The organism is Thiorhodococcus fuscus (assembly GCF_042682685.1).
Lineage (GTDB): Bacteria > Pseudomonadota > Gammaproteobacteria > Chromatiales > Chromatiaceae > Imhoffiella > Imhoffiella fuscus.
In genome coordinates this window covers 85,099-102,805 of sequence record NZ_JBHUHX010000021.1, presented here as the reverse complement: position 1 = coordinate 102,805, position 17,707 = coordinate 85,099, and the positions used below count along the sequence as shown (strand labels likewise).

The 17,707-nt window shown below is 64.0% G+C and carries 16 protein-coding genes; all 16 read left to right on the top strand.

Annotated elements, in window-relative coordinates; all coding sequences use genetic code 11:
• The first annotated feature begins 83 nt into the window (after nt 1-83).
• The 16 genes from cutA to ACFSJC_RS10275 all read left to right on the top strand — a co-directional run bounded on the left by cutA (nt 84) and on the right by ACFSJC_RS10275 (nt 17,645).
• The gene (cutA, locus tag ACFSJC_RS10350) at nt 84-407 is read left to right on the top strand and encodes a divalent-cation tolerance protein CutA (protein ID WP_386026355.1); all 324 of its coding nucleotides are present in this window, start codon (nt 84-86) and stop codon (nt 405-407) included.
• The gene (locus ACFSJC_RS10345; protein WP_386026353.1) at nt 392-2,779 is read left to right on the top strand and encodes a protein-disulfide reductase DsbD; all 2,388 of its coding nucleotides are present in this window, start codon (nt 392-394) and stop codon (nt 2,777-2,779) included. The genes cutA and ACFSJC_RS10345 overlap by 16 nt, the downstream gene beginning before the upstream one ends.
• Nucleotides 2,776-3,357 carry a TlpA family protein disulfide reductase gene (locus tag ACFSJC_RS10340; RefSeq protein WP_386026351.1) on the top strand — a complete coding sequence of 194 codons (582 nt, stop codon included), beginning with the start codon at nt 2,776-2,778 and terminating at the stop codon, nt 3,355-3,357. The genes ACFSJC_RS10345 and ACFSJC_RS10340 overlap by 4 nt, the downstream gene beginning before the upstream one ends.
• 203 nt (nt 3,358-3,560) lie before the next feature.
• Nucleotides 3,561-4,022, top strand: a complete 462-nt coding sequence (aroQ, locus tag ACFSJC_RS10335) for a type II 3-dehydroquinate dehydratase (RefSeq protein ID WP_386026349.1) — start codon at nt 3,561-3,563, stop codon at nt 4,020-4,022.
• A 2-nt stretch (nt 4,023-4,024) separates the two neighbouring features.
• A complete protein-coding gene (accB, locus tag ACFSJC_RS10330; protein WP_386026348.1) occupies nt 4,025-4,483 on the top strand; it encodes an acetyl-CoA carboxylase biotin carboxyl carrier protein in 459 nt (152 codons plus the stop codon).
• Between the two features lie 127 nt (nt 4,484-4,610).
• A complete protein-coding gene (gene accC / locus ACFSJC_RS10325) occupies nt 4,611-5,951 on the top strand; it encodes an acetyl-CoA carboxylase biotin carboxylase subunit (protein ID WP_386026399.1) in 1,341 nt (446 codons plus the stop codon).
• 10 nt (nt 5,952-5,961) lie between these two features.
• Nucleotides 5,962-6,846, top strand: coding sequence for a 50S ribosomal protein L11 methyltransferase (gene prmA, locus ACFSJC_RS10320; RefSeq protein ID WP_386026346.1), 885 nt, complete (start codon nt 5,962-5,964; stop codon nt 6,844-6,846).
• Nucleotides 6,847-6,962: 116 nt separating this feature from the next.
• The gene (gene dusB, locus ACFSJC_RS10315; RefSeq protein ID WP_386026344.1) at nt 6,963-8,018 is read left to right on the top strand and encodes a tRNA dihydrouridine synthase DusB; all 1,056 of its coding nucleotides are present in this window, start codon (nt 6,963-6,965) and stop codon (nt 8,016-8,018) included.
• Complete coding sequence (locus tag ACFSJC_RS10310) at nt 8,015-8,323, top strand: helix-turn-helix domain-containing protein (RefSeq protein WP_386026342.1); 309 nt, start codon at nt 8,015-8,017, stop codon at nt 8,321-8,323. Before dusB ends, ACFSJC_RS10310 begins: the two co-directional genes overlap by 4 nt.
• A gap of 45 nt (nt 8,324-8,368) precedes the next feature.
• Nucleotides 8,369-9,928 carry a bifunctional phosphoribosylaminoimidazolecarboxamide formyltransferase/IMP cyclohydrolase gene (purH, locus tag ACFSJC_RS10305; RefSeq protein ID WP_386026340.1) on the top strand — a complete coding sequence of 520 codons (1,560 nt, stop codon included), beginning with the start codon at nt 8,369-8,371 and terminating at the stop codon, nt 9,926-9,928.
• A gap of 172 nt (nt 9,929-10,100) precedes the next feature.
• The gene (gene lpxA, locus ACFSJC_RS10300; protein ID WP_386026338.1) at nt 10,101-10,877 is read left to right on the top strand and encodes an acyl-ACP--UDP-N-acetylglucosamine O-acyltransferase; all 777 of its coding nucleotides are present in this window, start codon (nt 10,101-10,103) and stop codon (nt 10,875-10,877) included.
• A 117-nt stretch (nt 10,878-10,994) separates the two neighbouring features.
• Nucleotides 10,995-12,278, top strand: coding sequence for a phosphoribosylamine--glycine ligase (gene purD, locus ACFSJC_RS10295; protein ID WP_386026336.1), 1,284 nt, complete (start codon nt 10,995-10,997; stop codon nt 12,276-12,278).
• Between the two features lie 135 nt (nt 12,279-12,413).
• Nucleotides 12,414-14,039, top strand: a complete 1,626-nt coding sequence (locus tag ACFSJC_RS10290) for a response regulator (protein ID WP_386026334.1) — start codon at nt 12,414-12,416, stop codon at nt 14,037-14,039.
• 5 nt (nt 14,040-14,044) lie between these two features.
• Nucleotides 14,045-14,719: a sensor histidine kinase gene (locus tag ACFSJC_RS10285; RefSeq protein ID WP_386026332.1), complete on the top strand. Its 675-nt coding sequence runs from the start codon at nt 14,045-14,047 to the stop codon at nt 14,717-14,719.
• A 122-nt stretch (nt 14,720-14,841) separates the two neighbouring features.
• Nucleotides 14,842-16,701, top strand: a complete 1,860-nt coding sequence (locus ACFSJC_RS10280; RefSeq protein ID WP_386026330.1) for a VWA domain-containing protein — start codon at nt 14,842-14,844, stop codon at nt 16,699-16,701.
• On the top strand, nt 16,698-17,645 hold the full coding sequence (locus ACFSJC_RS10275) for a hypothetical protein (protein ID WP_386026328.1): 948 nt from the start codon (nt 16,698-16,700) through the stop codon (nt 17,643-17,645). Before ACFSJC_RS10280 ends, ACFSJC_RS10275 begins: the two co-directional genes overlap by 4 nt.
• Nucleotides 17,646-17,707: the final 62 nt, after the last annotated feature.

The window sequence follows — 17,707 nt, the reverse complement described above, 5'->3', positions numbered from 1 at the left end:
AAAGCCCAGGTCGATTCTCGACTCATCCGAACAGGCGGCAGTCCAGCGCCCACCGACAGCGACCCGAAGGAGGCTCCCGGCCCATGCACTCACGACATCGCCTGATGCTCTGCACCTGTCCCGACCCGGAAACGGCGCGGACACTGGCCGAGCGACTGGTCGAGGAACGGCTCGCCGCCTGCGTCAGCCTGCTTCCCGGCGCCACCTCCGTCTACCGCTGGGAGGATGCGATTCAGCAGGACACCGAAACGCAGATGCTCATCAAGACCTCCTGCGGACGGATCGAGGAGCTGACCGCACGGCTGCGCGAGTTGCATCCCTACGAGGTACCCGAGATCATCGCCGTCCCGATCACGGAAGGACTCTCCGACTATCTGAGCTGGGTAGATTCATGCACAACATCCTGAACGCACGCCGCAGACATTCCGACGCTCACGCAGCCCCTTCCCTGCCCGCCCCTGCACTCATATGGAACCGGATTCCGCTCCTGCTGCTGGCTGTGGCGCTGATGGCATTGATGCTGGGGCGAACCGCACTCGCCGACCCGGAGTTCCTTCAGCCCGACCAGGCGTTCAAGGTCTCGGCCCGGGCGGACGGACCTAATGCCGTCCGGATCCGCTGGGACATCGCCGAGGGCTATTACCTCTACCAGAGCAAATTCCGCGTCGACACCGACACCGTCGGCATCGCGCTGGGCCAACCGCAGCTCCCGGAGGCCGAGATCAAGCAGGACGAGTTCTTCGGCGCCGTCCCTATCTACCACGAAACGATCAGCGCCCGAGTCCCGGTCACACGCGATCCGGGCGCAGGCAATCGGCTCGACCTAAAGCTGACCTCTCAGGGCTGCGCGGAGGCGGGACTCTGCTATCCGCCGCACCGCCAGACGCTCTCGGTCGAGATGCCGCCCATGGCCGCGACGCAAACCGCGACGCCGCCCCCCACTCAAACGAGCAAGCCCTCGGCCGCCAGCACGCTTGGGCTGAACGACGCCTTCGGCGTCGCGCGCGAAGGCGCGCTGCCGACCGTCGAGGAGGCCTTCCGCTTCCAGGCCGAGGTCGCCGCGCCCGACCGGCTGCAACTGACCTGGGACATCGCCCCCGAGACCTATCTCTATCGACATCTGGTCCAGGTCGCCCTGGAGGACGAAGACGGCGTCCGGCTCGGGAGCTTCGAGCTGCCGCAGGGCGAGACCAAACGCGACGCCGTGCTTCCGGACGGAAGCCTGGGCGACATCCAGGTCTATCACGACCGTATCGACCTGACGCTGCCTCTGTTGCGCGACACGCTCGAGCCAACCGAGATCACACTGGTCGTCAAGTATCAAGGCTGCGCCGAACTCGGCGTCTGCTATCCGCCCCAAACCCAGCAGGTCCGCCTCGACCTGCCAGCGGCCAGCACGACGGCATCGGCGCCAACCGCCACCACTCGCACAGCCGCACCCAGCGCGCCCGAGCCGAGCGACAGCCTCCCGGTCGCCGAACAGGACCGGATCGCCGCCGTCCTCGCCGGAGGCAGTCTCTGGGTCATCATCGCCGCCTTCTTCGGCTTCGGGCTGCTGCTCGCCTTCACGCCTTGCATCTTTCCCATGATCCCCATCCTCTCGGGCATCATCGCCGGCCAGGGGGCGCGCATCACCACCCGCAAGGCCTTCATCCTGTCGCTGGTCTATGTCCTGGCAATGGCCTTGACCTATACGCTCGCGGGCGTCCTGGCCGGACTGTTCGGCGCCAACCTCCAGGTGCTGTTCCAGAACCCCTGGATCCTCTCCGCCTTCGCGCTGGTGTTCGTGCTGCTCGCACTCTCCATGTTCGGCTTCTACGATCTGCAGTTGCCGTCGAGCCTACAGACCCGGCTGGCCACGCTCAGCAACCGCCAGCAGGGCGGCACCCTCATCGGCGTCGCCATCATGGGCCTGCTCTCGGCCCTCATCGTCGGCCCCTGCGTGGCGCCGCCGCTGTTCGGCGCACTCATCTACATCAGCCAAACAGGCGACGCGCTGCTCGGCGGGCTCGCCTTGTTCGCGCTCAGCTTAGGGATGGGCGCACCACTCATCGTCATCGGCACCTCGGCCGGCAAGCTGCTGCCGCGCGCCGGGGTCTGGATGGACGCGGTCAAGGCCGTCTTCGGCGTCGCCCTGCTCGGCGTCGCCATCCTGCTGCTCGAACGCATCCTGCCGCCCGCCGTCGCCATGCTGCTCTGGGGGCTGTTGGCCATCTGCTCGGCAGTCTATCTCGGCGCGCTCAGCCAACTGCCGCACGACAGCAGCGGCTGGAGCAAACTCTGGAAGGGGTTCGGCGTCGCCCTGCTCGTCTATGGCGTGCTCATGCTGGTGGGGGCCGCCGCCGGGGGCAAGGACACCGTGCAGCCGCTGCGCGGACTCATGACGGGGATACCGGCACAGATCGCCGAGCACACCGCCTTCCAGCGCATCAAGACCACGGACGACCTGGAGCGCGCGCTGGCCGAGGCACGGGCAGCGGACCGCCCGACCATGCTGGATTTCTATGCCGACTGGTGCGTCTCCTGCAAAGAAATGGAGCGCTACACCTTCAGCGATCCGGCCGTGATGGCCGAGATGTCCCGCTTCAACCTGCTTCAGGCCGACGTCACCGCCAACGACGCAGCCGATCGCGCATTGATACAGGAACGATTCGGCATCCCGGGACCACCGGCCATCCTCTTCTTCGATCCCAACGGGGCCGAGCAAACCGGGATGAGAGTGGTGGGCTTCAAGCCTGCCGAGGATTTCGCCAAGCATCTCAAGAGCATCCAGCCATGAAGCCGCTCAAGGTCGTTCTCGTGACCGTTCTCGCCGGCAGCATCAGCATCGGTACCGCCATCTTCGGGCAGAAATGGCTGGGTGAAACCCCGCTGGTCGAAGGGCTCTCGGACCGCACCCAGAGCCGTCTCCATACATTGCCGGACTTTCGTCTGACCGACCTCGACGGGCGCGAGGTCGCGAGCAATGCCTGGGCCGGAAAGGTGATCGTCCTGAACTACTGGGCCACCTGGTGCCCGTCCTGCCTGGAAGAGTTGCCGCTCTTTGTCAGCGCCCAGAAGGCGCTCAAGGACTCCGGGGTTCAGTTCGTCGGCATCGCCGTCGACCGAGCCGAAGACGTCCGGGCATTCATCGCCGAACATCCGCTCGACTACCCCGTGCTCATCGCCGACCTCCAGGCCGTGGAACTCTCCAAGAAGCTCGGCAACCGGCTCGAAGGGCTACCCTTCACGGCCATCTTCGACCGCCATGGCCGAAAGGTCTTCAGCCAACTCGGTCCCATGACCGAAAGCGAGCTGCAGACACAGCTCGCGACCCTCGTCGCCCCGTCCGCCCGCCGCTCGGCCAGCGCCGACTGAGGCACGTTCAGGGTAGACAGCGCTCACGCATCAACGGCCCCTGTCGACCGGTCTCTTGAGCCAGTCAATCGGCGCCGAATCGCCCCTCACTCTACGACTGGACAATTTCTGGGGAAATCAGCACAATTCGACGCGATTTGCCGCCGATTCCGACCGGACCGGCAAGCCCCGAAATCGACATCGTCTGGAAGGCAATTGGCGCCATGGCCTCGATCCTGGTCCTCAACGGACCCAACCTCAATCTGCTCGGCACCCGGGAACCGGGACACTACGGTCGCGCGACCTTGGCGGACATCCAGCATCTCCTGGAGTCGACCGCGCAGACCGAGGGCCATGAACTCGAATTCATACAGAGCAACGCCGAGCACATCCTGATCGAGGCGGTCCATCGCGCCCCGCAGCGCGGAGTAGATTTCATCATCATCAATCCGGCGGCCTTCACCCACACCAGCGTCGCCTTGCGCGACGCTCTGCTTGCCGTGGCGATCCCCTTCATCGAGGTGCACCTGTCGAACGTGCACGCTCGCGAGCCATTTCGCGCCCACTCCTATTTTTCCGATATCGCCGTGGGCGTGATCTGCGGACTCGGGGCCGAGGGATACGCACTGGCGTTGCGCGCCGCGCTCAGCCGACTGGCGCAAGGCACTAAGAACGAGAACAACTGACAATGGATATCCGCAAGGTTAAGAAGTTGATCGAGCTGTTGGAGCAATCCGACGTCGCCGAGATCGAGATCCACGAAGGCGAAGAGTCCGTGCGCATCAGCCGCCACGGCAGCGCCTCCATGCCCGTCTACATGCCTCAGCCCATGGCGGCAGGGGCCGCAGCCCCCGTTGCGCCGACGTCTGCGGTGGCCGCCGTTACCGCCGACGAAGAAGATGAAGAACTCAGCGGCGAGATCGTGCGCTCGCCCATGGTCGGCACCTTCTATCGCGCACCGGCGCCCGGCTCCAAGCCGTTCGTCGAGGAAGGGCACTCGGTCAAGGCCGGCGATACGCTCTGTATCATCGAGGCCATGAAGATCCTCAACCAGATCGAGTGCGATCACTCGGGCACGGTCAAACGCATCCTGGTCGATAACGGTCAGCCGGTCGAATACAACCAGCCGCTGTTCGTCATCGAATGACCACCGGATTCCGATTCCATTCGGATCGGAATCCGCGTTACCGCGCCCGACCGCAACCGCGCCGCACCTGGCACGGCTGCGGTCGAATCCGCCGTTCCCAACAGAAGACATTCCCATCATGGCTGCAATGATCGAGAAGGTTCTGATCGCCAATCGGGGCGAGATCGCGTTGCGTATCCTGCGCGCCTGCCGCGAACTCGGGATCAAGACCGTCGCCGTCCACTCCGAAGCCGACCGCGACCTGAAACACGTGCTGCTGGCGGACGAATCCGTCTGCATCGGACCGGCGGCCGCCCTTCAGAGTTACCTGAACGTCCCGGCCATCATCAGCGCGGCCGAGGTCACGGATACGGTCGCCATCCACCCCGGCTACGGCTTCCTGTCCGAGAACGCCGACTTCGCCGAACGCGTCGAGCGCTCCGGGTTCATCTTCATCGGCCCCAAGCCCGACACCATTCGGATGATGGGCGACAAGGTCTCGGCCATCGCCGCCATGAAGGCGGCCGGCGTGCCCTGCGTCCCCGGCTCGGACGGACCGATCGACGACAACAAGAAGCGCACCCTGGAGCTGGCGCGCGAGATCGGCTATCCGATCATGATCAAGGCGTCCGGCGGCGGCGGTGGTCGCGGCATGCGCGTGGTGCACTCCGAGGCGACCCTGCTCAACGCCATCTCCCTGACCAAGGCGGAGGCCGCTGCGGCCTTCAACAACGATATGGTCTACATGGAGAAGTATCTGGAGAACCCGCGTCACATCGAGTTCCAGATCCTCGCCGACCAAATGGGCAACGCCATCCATCTCGGCGAGCGCGACTGCTCCATGCAGCGGCGCCACCAGAAGGTACTGGAAGAGGCCCCCGCGCCCGGCATCACCGAAGCGCAGCGCAACGAGATCGGCGAACGCTGCGCGGCGGCCTGCCGTGCCATCGGCTATCGCGGCGCAGGCACCTTCGAGTTCCTCTACGAGAACGGGCACTTCTATTTCATCGAGATGAACACCCGCGTCCAGGTCGAGCATCCGGTGACCGAGATGGTCACGGGCGTCGACATCGTGAAGGAGCAGATCCTGATCGCGGCCGGCGAGCCGTTGCGCTACACGCAGCAGGACATCCAGCTGCGCGGTCACGCCATCGAGTGCCGCGTCAACGCCGAGGACTCCGAGACCTTCATGCCGAGCCCAGGCAAGATCACCGACTTCCATGCCCCGGGCGGACCGGGCGTTCGGGTCGAAACCCACATCTACTCGGGCTACACGGTGCCCTGCCACTACGACTCCATGATCGGCAAGCTGATCACCCACGGAGAGGATCGCGAGGCGGCCATCGCGCGCATGTGCAACGCGCTGCGCGAAACCGTGATCGACGGCATCAATACCAACATCAAGCTCCAGCGCTCCATCCTGCGCGACGGAGCCTTCCTGGCCGGTGGAGCCAACATCCACTATCTCGAAAAGAAACTCGGGATGTAACGGCGATCCGATGCCCTGGTTACAACTTGCATTCGATATCCCGCGCGCCGAGGCGGAGACCTATTCGCTGAATCTGGAGATGGCCGGCGCGCTCTCGGTCACGCTCGGGGACGCAGGCGACGAGCCCCAACTGGAGCCCGGTCCGGGCGAGACACCGCTCTGGTCTCAGGTGACGCTCACGGCCCTGTTCGAGAGCGATCCGGAGAGTCAGGCACTGGTCGAGCGTCTGGCGGCCAACCTTACCGAACAGCTTTCGGCGCTGCCGCGGATCGAGCGGATCGAGGATCAGGTGTGGGAGCGCGTCTGGCTCGACACCTTCAAACCGGCACGCTTCGGCCGGCGTCTTTGGATCTGTCCGCACGGTCAGCCCCCGGAGGCCGACGACGCGGTCGTGGTCAACCTGGATCCCGGACTGGCCTTCGGCACCGGACACCACGCCACCACGGCGCTCTGTCTGGAATGGCTCGACGGCGCCGATCTCGCAGGCAAGACCGTCCTCGATTTCGGCTGCGGCTCGGGCATCCTGGCCATCGCCGCGCTCAAGCTGGGCGCAGCGCGCGCCATCGCGGTCGACCACGACCAGCAGGCACTGGACGCCACCCGCGACAACGCGGCCGCCAACGGCGTCTCAGAGCGCCTTGAGGTCTATCTCCCGGAACAGGCCCCCGAGCAGACGGTCGACTGCGTGCTGGCGAACATCCTCGCCGGACCGCTGGTCAGCCTGGCGCCGATCCTGATCGCACGCCTGAGCGCAGGCGGAGACCTGGTCCTCTCGGGCATCCTGGCCGATCAGGTCGAGACCGTCAGCGCCGCCTATGCCGAGCGGATACAGCTCGAATCCCCGCGTCTGCGCGAGGATTGGGCGCTGGTCTGCGGACGACGCCCCCACACCTGATCCGCACCAAGGCACGACACCGGTCATCGCACCCTCGCCATCGGTCGCGGTCGGCTCGACCGCGACCGACCGATTCGTCATCATAGAGACACATTCCAGCCGCCCGTCGTTTGCCCGTGCTCGAAACCCAAACTCCCCTGCTCCGTCCGTTCAGCATCGGGCCCTACCGGCTCGCGAACAATCTGATCCTGGCCCCCATGGCCGGCATCACCGACCGCCCCTACCGCTCGCTCTGTCGGCGCATGGGCGCCGGGCTCGCGGTCGCCGAGATGGTCTCGGCCAACACCACGCTCTGGGGCAGCCGCAAATCGCTCAAACGGCTCGATTACACTGGAGAGGAAGGACCGATCTCGGCCCAGATCGTCGGCTCGGATCCTGCCGAGATGGCCGAGGCGGCGCGCATCAACCTCGACCTCGGTGCCGACATCATCGACATCAACATGGGCTGCCCGGCGAAGAAGGTCTGCAAAGTGGCGGCGGGCTCGGCGCTGCTGCGCGACGAGCTGTTGGTCGGCCGGATCCTGGAGGCCATCGTCAGCGCCGTGTCGGCGCCCGTAACCCTCAAGATCCGCACCGGCTGGTCGCCGGAGAGCCGCAACGGGGTGCGCATCGCCGAGATCGCGCGCGACTGCGGCATCGCCGCGCTCACGGTACACGGGCGCACCCGCGCCTGCTCCTATGGGATCGCGGCCGAATACGACAGTATCAGAGCCATCCGCGAACAGGTCTCGATCCCGCTGATCGCCAACGGCGACATCGCGAGCCCCGAACAGGCACGACACGTCCTAGACTACACGGGCGCCGATGCTATCATGATCGGACGCGCGGCCCAGGGACGCCCCTGGATCTTCCGCGATATCGCCGCCGAACTGGCCCCCGACGACCCCGCTCCGGGGACGACGGGTCGTGGAATCCACCGCCCGGATCGGATTCCGCCCGCGAGCTGGATCAGAGACGTTCTGAGGGAGCACCTAGAGGCGCTCTATCTGTTCTACGGCCACCATGGCGGCGTGCGCATCGCGCGCAAACACATCGCCTGGTACTGCCGTCACCTGCCTGGTGCGGCGAAATTTAGAGACGACATCAACCGAACGGAGACCCCTTCCGAGCAACTGTCTCGGGTTCTCGCGTTCCTCGACCAATGCCCCGACACGGAGACGAAAGCAGCATGAAGACAGCGGCTGCGAAAGACGCATCGGCACACGAATCAACGGGGCTCCAACTCCTGGAGGCGAACCGCGCCGATCCGCTTGGGGTCTGCGTGCGCAACGCACTCAAATTCTATCTCGAAAACATGGCGGACCACGAAGCGACCGGGCTCTACAGTCTGGTCATGGAGGAGGTCGAGCGGCCTCTCTTCGAGACCGTCCTCAATCACACCAACGGCAATTTGAGCCATGCCTCGCGGATGCTCGGCATGACGCGCAGCACCCTGCGCAAACGACTCAACGACTACGGGATCGAGCGCGATCTCTGAGCCAAGCGCGCCACCCCTCAAGCACACAGAACCCGGACCATATAGATGCAAGCCATTCAACGCGCCCTGATCAGCGTTTCCGACAAGACCGGCCTGATCGACTTCGCCAAGGACCTCACCGCCCGTGGCGTCGAGATCCTCTCCACCGGAGGAACCGCCCGGCTGCTCGCCGAGCAGGGCATCCCAGTGATCGAGGTCTCAGACTTCACCGGCTTCCCGGAACTGATGGACGGACGCGTCAAGACGCTGCATCCGCGCATCCACGGTGGCATCCTCGGGCGCCGCGGCCTCGACGATCAGGTGATGGCCGACAACCAGATCCAGCCGATCGACCTGGTGGTGGTCAACCTCTACCCCTTCGAGCAGACGGTCGCCAACCCGGACTGCGATCTGCCGACCGCGATCGAGAACATCGACATCGGCGGCCCCACCCTGCTGCGCGCAGCCGCCAAGAACCACGCCAGCGTCACCGTGGTGGTGGACGCGACCGACTATCCGCGCGTGCTCGCCGAGATGGCCGAGACCGGCGGCGTGAGCGACGCGACCCGCTTCGATCTCGCGGCCAAGGTCTTCGAGCACACCGCCCGCTACGACGGCGCCATCGCCAACTATCTGGGCGCGCGCGCCGAGGGTGAAAGCGAGAACGGCTTCCCACGCGTCCTCAGCCTCCAGTTCAAGCGCAACCAGTCGATGCGCTACGGCGAGAATCCGCACCAGAACGCCGCCTTCTACGTCGAGCACGCGATCGAGGAAGCCGGCATCGCGACCGCCGAGCAGATCCAGGGCAAGGAACTCTCCTACAACAACATCGCCGACACCGACGCCGCACTCGAATGCGTCAAGCAGTTCGACGAGGCCCCGGCCTGCGTCATCGTCAAGCACGCCAATCCCTGCGGCGTCGCCTTCGGCGCCGATCTGCTGGAGGCCTACGAGCGCGCCTACTCGACGGATCCGGAGTCGGCCTTCGGCGGCATCATCGCCTTCAACCGCGAACTCGATGGCAAGACCGCGAGCGCCATCGTCGAGCGCCAGTTCGTCGAGGTGATCATCGCGCCCAGCATCTCGGACGCGGCCCGCGAGGTGGTGGCGGCCAAGAAGAACGTGCGTCTGCTCGCCTGCGGCGACTGGGCCAGCGAGTCCATCCATCGCTTCGACTTCAAGCGGGTCAACGGCGGTCTCCTGGTCCAGGACGCCGACCTGCGTCTCACCGGGGACGTGCGGGTCGTGACCGAGCGCGCGCCGACCCCCGAGCAGATGGACGACCTGCTCTTCACCTGGCGCGTGGCCAAGTTCGTCAAGTCCAACGCCATCGTCTACGGTCGCGAACGCATGACCGTCGGGGTCGGCGCGGGGCAGATGAGCCGGGTCAACTCGGCGCGCATCGCCCGCATCAAGGCCGAGCAAGCGGGCCTGGTCGTGGCCGGCTCGGTGATGGCCTCCGACGCCTTCTTCCCCTTCCGCGACGGCATCGACCAGGCCGCCGAGGCCGGCATCACGGCGGTCATCCAGCCCGGCGGATCCATGCGCGACGAAGAGGTCATCGCCGCCGCCAACGAGCACGGCATGGCCATGGTCTTCACCGGCATGCGTCACTTCCGGCACTGAGAGCGGCACATCACGCCAATTTGAACCGCAAAGGCGCGAAGGACGCAAAGAGGATTTTGGGCATTGCTCCAAGTGCCTGGTGGCCAGAAGCAAAATCCGAACCCAAGCTTGAATCCTTTGCGCTCTTTGCGCCTTTGCGGTTCCAAATACCTGAGAGCAGCGGATTCGAGCCATGTCCATCCATCCCACCGCCATCGTCGAGGACGGGGCCGAGATCGACCCTAGCGTCGCTATCGGCCCCTACTCCATCATCGAGTCCGGCGCCGTCATCGGCCCGGGCTGCCGCATCGAGAGCTGCGTGCGCATCTTCGCCAACACCCGCATGGGCCGCGACAACCGGGTCTGTCACGGGGTCACGCTCGGCTCCGAGCCCCAGGATCTGACCTTCACGCCCGAGAAGGCGCGCCCGCTGACCATCGGCGACCGCAATCACTTCAAGGAAGGGGTGAATATCAGCTGCGGCGTCAAGTCCGAGGAAGGCACTCGAATCGGCAGCGACAACTTCTGGATGGCCTTTTCGCACGCGGGTCACGACTGTGTCGTCGGCGATCACAACATCTTCGCCAACACGGCCACCCTAGCCGGTCATGTCGAAGTCGAGGACCGCACCTTCATCTCGGGGCAGGTCGCGGTGCATCAGTTCTGCCGCATCGGCTCACTGGCCATGGTGGCCGGGGTCACCGGCGTCGCCCAGGACGTGCCGCCCTATGCGTTGGTGGACGGACACCGCGCGCGCATGCTCGGCCTGAATGTCGTTGGACTGAGACGCAACGGCTTCACACAAGAGCAGCGCAGCCGCATCAAGGCGGTCTACCGCCTGCTGCTGCGCTCGGGCCTGAAACAGGCCGAGGCGTTGGCCCGCGCCGAGCAGGATTATCCCGGTCCCGAAACCGACCACATCCTGAATTTCATCCGATCGAGCCGACGAGGACTCGTCTCCTTCGACTAGGAGCACCGTGTCGCAACCGACCCTTGCTGGCCGCCAGACGCGGCCGGCTCCCGATATTCGGCATCGGCAATGCCGACCCTCTTTCAAGTACATGAAGATTCAATCTGGAGACGTTCGATGAAGATTTTGATCATTGGCAGCGGTGGGCGCGAGCACGCACTTGCTTGGAAGGCCGCTCAGTCCCCGCTGGCGGAGCAGATCTTCGTCGCCCCGGGCAATGGCGGCACGGCATGCGAGCCCGGGGTCCAGAATCTGCCGATTTCGGCGACGGACATCCAGGCGCTCCTCCGCTTCGCCCGCGAGGAGTCCATCGGACTGACCATCGTCGGCCCCGAGGCCCCGCTGGTCGCCGGCCTGGTCGATGCCTTCGAGGCGGCCGGCCTGCCCTGCTTCGGTCCCACGCAAAGCGCCGCACAGCTCGAAGGCTCGAAGGCATTCGCCAAGGATTTCCTCACCCGTCACGGCATTCCGACCGCAAGCTACGGCGTCTTCACCGAGATCGAGCCCGCGCTCGACTACCTGCGAGTGATCGGCGCACCCGTCGTGGTCAAGGCCGATGGCCTGGCCGCCGGCAAGGGCGTCATCCTGGCCGACGACCTGGAGACCGCCGAGGCCGCAGTGCGCGACATGCTGGATGCAGGCCGTTTCGGCACGGCCGGCGCCCGAGTGGTGATCGAGGAATTCCTCACCGGCGAGGAGGCGAGCTTCATTGCCATGGTCGACGGCGGCAACATCCTGCCGCTGGCCTCCTCTCAGGACCACAAGGCACGCGATGACGGAGACCAGGGACCCAATACCGGCGGCATGGGGGCCTATTCGCCCGCCCCCATCGTCACGCCCGAGATCCACGCACGCATCATGCGCGAGGTCATGGAGCCGACCATTGCCGGACTCGCCAGCGAAGGCATCCGTTATTTGGGTTTTCTGTACGCCGGCATCATGATTGACAGCAATGGCACCCCAAAGGTACTGGAATTCAATTGCAGAATGGGCGACCCCGAGACCCAACCGCTTCTGATGCGGCTCAAATCGGATCTGGTCGAGCTCTGCCTCGCTGCAGTCGAGGGCCGGCTCGACACCGCGACCGCCGACTGGGATTCGCGCGCCGCGCTCGGCGTCGTGATGGCGGCTGGCGGCTATCCTGAAGACTATGCGACGGGCGACAGGATCTCCGGGCTCGACGAAGTTCCAGCGGATGAGGCCAAGGTCTTTCACGCCGGCACCAAGCTGGACGAGGATGAGTGCGTCACCAACGGCGGACGCGTACTTTGCGTGACAGCACTTGGACAAGGCGTTTACGAGGCGCATAAGCTAGCCTATAGAGCCGTCGATCGGATTCGCTGGGACGGCTGCTTCTGTCGCCGGGACATTGGGTATCGAGCGATCGCACGGGAAGGCTGAGAATCCTATCCCCAGCGACGTGTCATGCTGGACACGTGGAACCGGTCACGCCGTGCGGCCGGTTCACCGAGTCGACTCCATGTTCCGCGAGGAGCGCGCGGCTTCGATCATTCTCAGGGCGTGGAGAACAACAGCATGCCAGCAGGACTTTTATCCAAGAGCTATCTCGTCATCGACGATTTTCCGGATATGCGCGCGGCGATCCGAAGCATTCTTCGCTCAATCGGCGCAACTCAGGTCGACCAGGCTCGCGACGGCAAGGAAGCCATCGACCTGATGCAGAAACACCGCTACGACATCATCCTCTGCGATTACAACCTCGGCCCGGGCAAGGACGGGCAGCAGGTCCTCGAAGAGGCGCGTTATCGCCAGCTGATCGGCGTCGATACCATCTTCGTCATGATCACGGCCGAAAATACGCGCGATATGGTGATGGGGGCTGTGGAGCACATTCCCGACAGCTATCTATCCAAACCCTTCACCAAGGAGTTGCTGCAGAAACGGCTGGAGAATCTCTACGCGCGCAAGGCCGATCTACAAACGGTCAACAAAGCCCTGGTGGCCAAAAACTATAACGCCGCAATCCTCGAACTCGACCGCCTCATCTCCACCAACCCCAAGAACCTCTCCGAACTCCTGAAGCTCAAGGCCGAGACCTGTATCACGACCAGCCGATATGATGACGCCAAGGAGATCTACGAACAGGTCCTCGGCGCTCGCGAGATCCCCTGGGCGCGACTGGGTCTGGGTAAGGTCCAGTTCTACAAGACCGACTACCTTCAGGCCCAGCAAACCTTCGAGCAACTGATCGCCCAGGACCCGAACCTCATCCTCGCCTACGACTGGCTGGCAAAGACCCAATCTGCGCTGAAGGAGTTCACGGTAGCGGAGAAGACGCTTCAGACCGCCGTGAAGCTATCGCCGCGCGGTCTCAAGCGCCAGCAGCTTCTCGGCGATCTGGCGCTTGGAAACGGCAACAGCGAGCAGGCCGAGATCGCCTATGAACACGCCGTGGCGCTGGCCAAGAATTCGGTCTTGAATCACCCTGCACTGTTCGCCGGACTGGCGAAATCCAAATCCGCGAACAACAAGCACGCGGAGGCGCTCAAGGTCATCGCCGACATCGGCAAGAAGTTCCAAGGCAGCGATGAGGCAACCTTCTATGTCGCCAGCACGACGGCGGTGGTGAAACACTCACAGGGGGATACCGAAGGAGCACAGGAGGCCATGCAGGCCGCCGAGACGGCCATGAAGGAGCTCGGGACACGTGCCCAGGATCATGAATTCGCCCTCGAAATGGCTACGACCTACTCCGAACTGGACGAAAAGGACAAGGCTGCAGCCCTGCTTCATCAAACCATCGCCAACAATCACGACGAGAACGAGCGCCTGACGCAAATCGTTCAGATCTGTAGCAAAGCCGGCATAGAATACGATGCCGAAAAGGCCATCCGCGAAATTCGGCAGCATGTCGTCAAGACCAACAACGCGGGCGTTCGACTGATCAAGCAGGGCGACTTCGAGGCCGCCATCAGACTGCTACGCGAAGCGGCCGAAGAGATGCCGGCCAACAAGACCATCAACCTCAATGTGGCCAAGGCGATCATCATGAAGATGGAGCAGGAAGGTGCCACCGGCGAGGACATCCTGGCCGTGCGCCAGTACGTGGAGCGCGTCCAAGGGCTTTCGCCCGGAGATTGGCGTCTGGCGGACATCCTCCTGCGCCTTAGACAGCTCGCCCCCAGGGCTAGCGGAGAATAGACACGATGGATTTTTCCGACATCCTCGCCTCATCCATTCATGACATCAAAAACTCGCTGGGGATGATCCTAAACAACCTCGACGACCTGATCGCCGACCCGGAAAACCACATCAAGGATCCGCGTCAGGCCCGATTGCTGCAAGATGAGGCGCGACGCGTCAACAGCAACCTGATCCAACTTCTCACCCTCTACAAACTGGGCCACGCCGAACTGGTCGTGCGCGTCGCCGAGTACAACCTCGAGGATTTCCTCGACGAGATGATCGCCGACAACCAGGCGGTCTGCAACGCGCTCGACATCCAGATCGAGCAATCTTGCGCCCCGGACCTGACCGGCTATTTCGACTCCGAGCTCGTCAGGAGCGTGCTCGACAACGCGATCGGCAATGCCCGACGTTACACCAAGAGCCGTATTCTGCTGAGCGCCGATCACGAGAACGACGGACTGGTGATTCGCGTCGAAGACGACGGAGCGGGCTTCCCGGCACGGCTCATCGGTCAATTGGACCCAACGCATCCACTGAAACAGGAATACGAGGGCGTCAACCGAACCAAGTTGGGGCATTATTTCTCGGCACAGATCGCCAGCCTGCACAAGACATCCGACCGGCAGGGATACATCCAGCTCAAAAACGGACACGAACTTCCGGGCGGCTGCCTCGAACTCTGGCTTCCCTAACGACGTCGGGAGAAATCCCCGCGACCCTGCACATCGAGTCGCCCGGCAGCTCCCGGCCGAGCGAAAGCGCTCAAGACAAGGGACCTCGGTCCGAGACACTCAGTATGTCGCATCCGTTCAACTTGGCACCTTCCCTCCGTCTGGTTCATGGGTTCATCGCATCCAGCCTGCGACAGGTCACCGGGCAGCGTGCGCTCATCCTGATCCTGCTGGCCTGGTTCGCGGCGGCCGAGGCGAAAACCCCGGATATCCGTATCCTGATCGACGTCTCCGGGAGCATGCGCCAAACCGACCCCAAGAACCTGCGGATCCCTGCGCTTCAACTGGTCAACGAGCTGCTGCCAGCGGGCGCTAAGGCAGGCGTCTGGCTGTTCGCCGAAAAGACCGAGGTCCTGGCAGATCCCGGAAACGTCGACGACACATGGAAATCACGGACCCGCTCGCGACTGGACCGCATCCATTCGCGCGGTCTATTCACCGACATCGAGCGCGCGATCGCGACAGCGACCCTCGGCTGGGAGGCGCCCGACGACGCCTACGACCGTCATCTGGTGCTGCTGACGGACGGATTGGTGGACGTCTCCAAGCAGCAGGAAAAAAGCGCGGCCTCGCGCGAACGCATCATTTCGAATCAGCTCATCAAGCTACAGAATGCACGGATCCGGGTCGACACCATCGCCCTCTCGGACAATGTCGACAAGGATCTGCTGAAAACACTCGCCGAACAGACCGACGGCTGGCAGGAAACCGCCAAGGACGCAGATAGCCTGCAACGGGTCTTCCTGCACATGCTGGAGCAGACCGCAGCGCCGACGACGGTGCCGATTCAGGGCAACAAGTTCGGGATCGACGACGGGGTCTCCGAGTTCACCCTACTCGCCTTCCACGATGGCCAAACTGGCACCACCCTGATCGATCCCGACGGGACCAAGATCTCGGCTCGCCAGATGGCGCCAGGCGTCGTCTGGCGAGCCGAGTCCGGATACGACCTCATCACCATCGCCAGCCCGAAGCCTGGCGAGTGGCACCTTCAAGGCGTCTCGGACCCGGATAACCGCGTGGTCGTCATCACGGATCTCGGAATCGAGGTCGGCGAACTCGCGAATCGGGTGAGCGCCGGAACGGCCCTCAGGGTCGAGACCTGGCTGACCGACCACCGCCAGCCCGTCACCCGACCGGACCTGCTCAAGCTGCTCTCGGCCACCGTGACGCGCACCGCGACCGGCGCTCAGGAGAATGCCGCCCCCGCTCAGACGATCGCCAACAAAGAGGCCGTAGAGACACCCGAGGTTGAGGACGATCCCAAGACGCTGGAAGAGGCGACGCCACCTCCGTCGAATGAGGTGGAGATGGCGCTGGACTCGAAAACGGGTCGCTTCCAAGCCGCACTGGGCACCAGCAACCTCGCGCCCGGCGACTATCAGCTCGAATGCGTCATCGACGGCGGGACCTTCAAACGCCAGGCGGTGCGGCACTTCAAGGTCAGCGGACCGCCGATCGCGGTCGAATACAAGCAACGTCCGCCGTCGGAGGAATTCCCCGCCCACAACATTGAGGTCACGCTCAGCGCCGAAGCGGATCTGGTCGACCCCAAAAGCCTCGGCGGCTATCTCCTGCTGAAGGACCCTAAGGACACAACGTCGGTGCTCGAACTCAAGGGCACCCAGAAACTCCCCATCGGTTTCCGTTTCCCGGCACTGCAGCCAGGAAGTTACGAACTATCGGGGAAGGTCTTCGCCCGCACCCCGAGCGGCGAACCGATCGTTTTCAAACCGGACACGGGGCACTTCGATTTCGAATTCGAGGCGCCGCCCACTGCCGAGAAGACAGAGCCTTCGGATTTCTCCTGGCTGGACCTTTCCCTCGTGCTGGCCGGCGGCAATGTCATCCTGGCGCTCTTCATCGGGCCGACGCTCTGGTTCCTGAAACAACCCAAGAAGACATCGAAGAAGACAGCCAAGACCAAAGGTAAGAAGCAATGACGGCCATCGAGCTCGGCAGCCTCATCCTCGCGGTGGAGTTCGGGTTCATCGCCTGGGGAACCCTGTTCCTGCTTCTGCGGCGCAATCGCGACCAGAGAAACACCGATCATGACCATGCCAGCGCGGTCCTGGAAGAGCTGCAAGAGCAGGAGGTCGACCGCCGCGACGCCTTGTCGGACCTGTTCGCGAACACCTACAAACTGGAAGGAAGCGAACTGAACTCGAAGGTCGACGAATATGTCGAGCGCGAAAAGGCCTTCTACAGCGCCATGCTGAGCCTCTACCTGGAACGCGACGGTGCCAAGCTAAGGGATATTCCGGCCGAGCTGACCAAGGTTCTGACCCCCTGGGCGCACATCACGCCGAGCGGCATGGTGGATGCCGGCAAAGTCGGAAGTCTCGTGGAGGAGAAAGCCGCACTGGCACTGGAGCTGGACAACACCAAGCAGACGCTCGAACGCCTCATGGACGAATACATGGCCGCCTTCGACAAGAACGAAGCGCCCGACGGAAAGGCACCGGACCCCGAGCCGGAAGAAGAGGAAGAGGTATTCGAGGAGACATTCGAAGATATCCCCGAGGAACCCGAGACGCAGGCGCCACCCAAGAAGGAAGCGGAGGACGAGCCACAGCCGGACGCGCTCGAAGAGGTGGAGGATTTGGACGACGTCGCATTGAGCGCGCTCGGAATCGAGCCCGATTCCCCGGCGACCGACAAGCAGACGACGCCTCCCGATCAGGACGCGCCGGCGATCGAGGAGGAGGAAGAGGATATATTCGGGCTCCCGAGCGCACCAGCCGAGGAACAACCCGAGGAACAACCGGCGGATGACGACGAACAGGCCGATAAGCCGCCAACCGATGCCGACCTCGATGATGCGCAGGCGCGAGAAGAGCTGGAAGGTCTGGCCGACCTCTTCGGCACACCTTCCGACAAGACATGAAGACGCCAAAACCGAGGCCGATCTCACTGGGAAAAACCCCGTGAGACCCGGCCTCGGTAGAC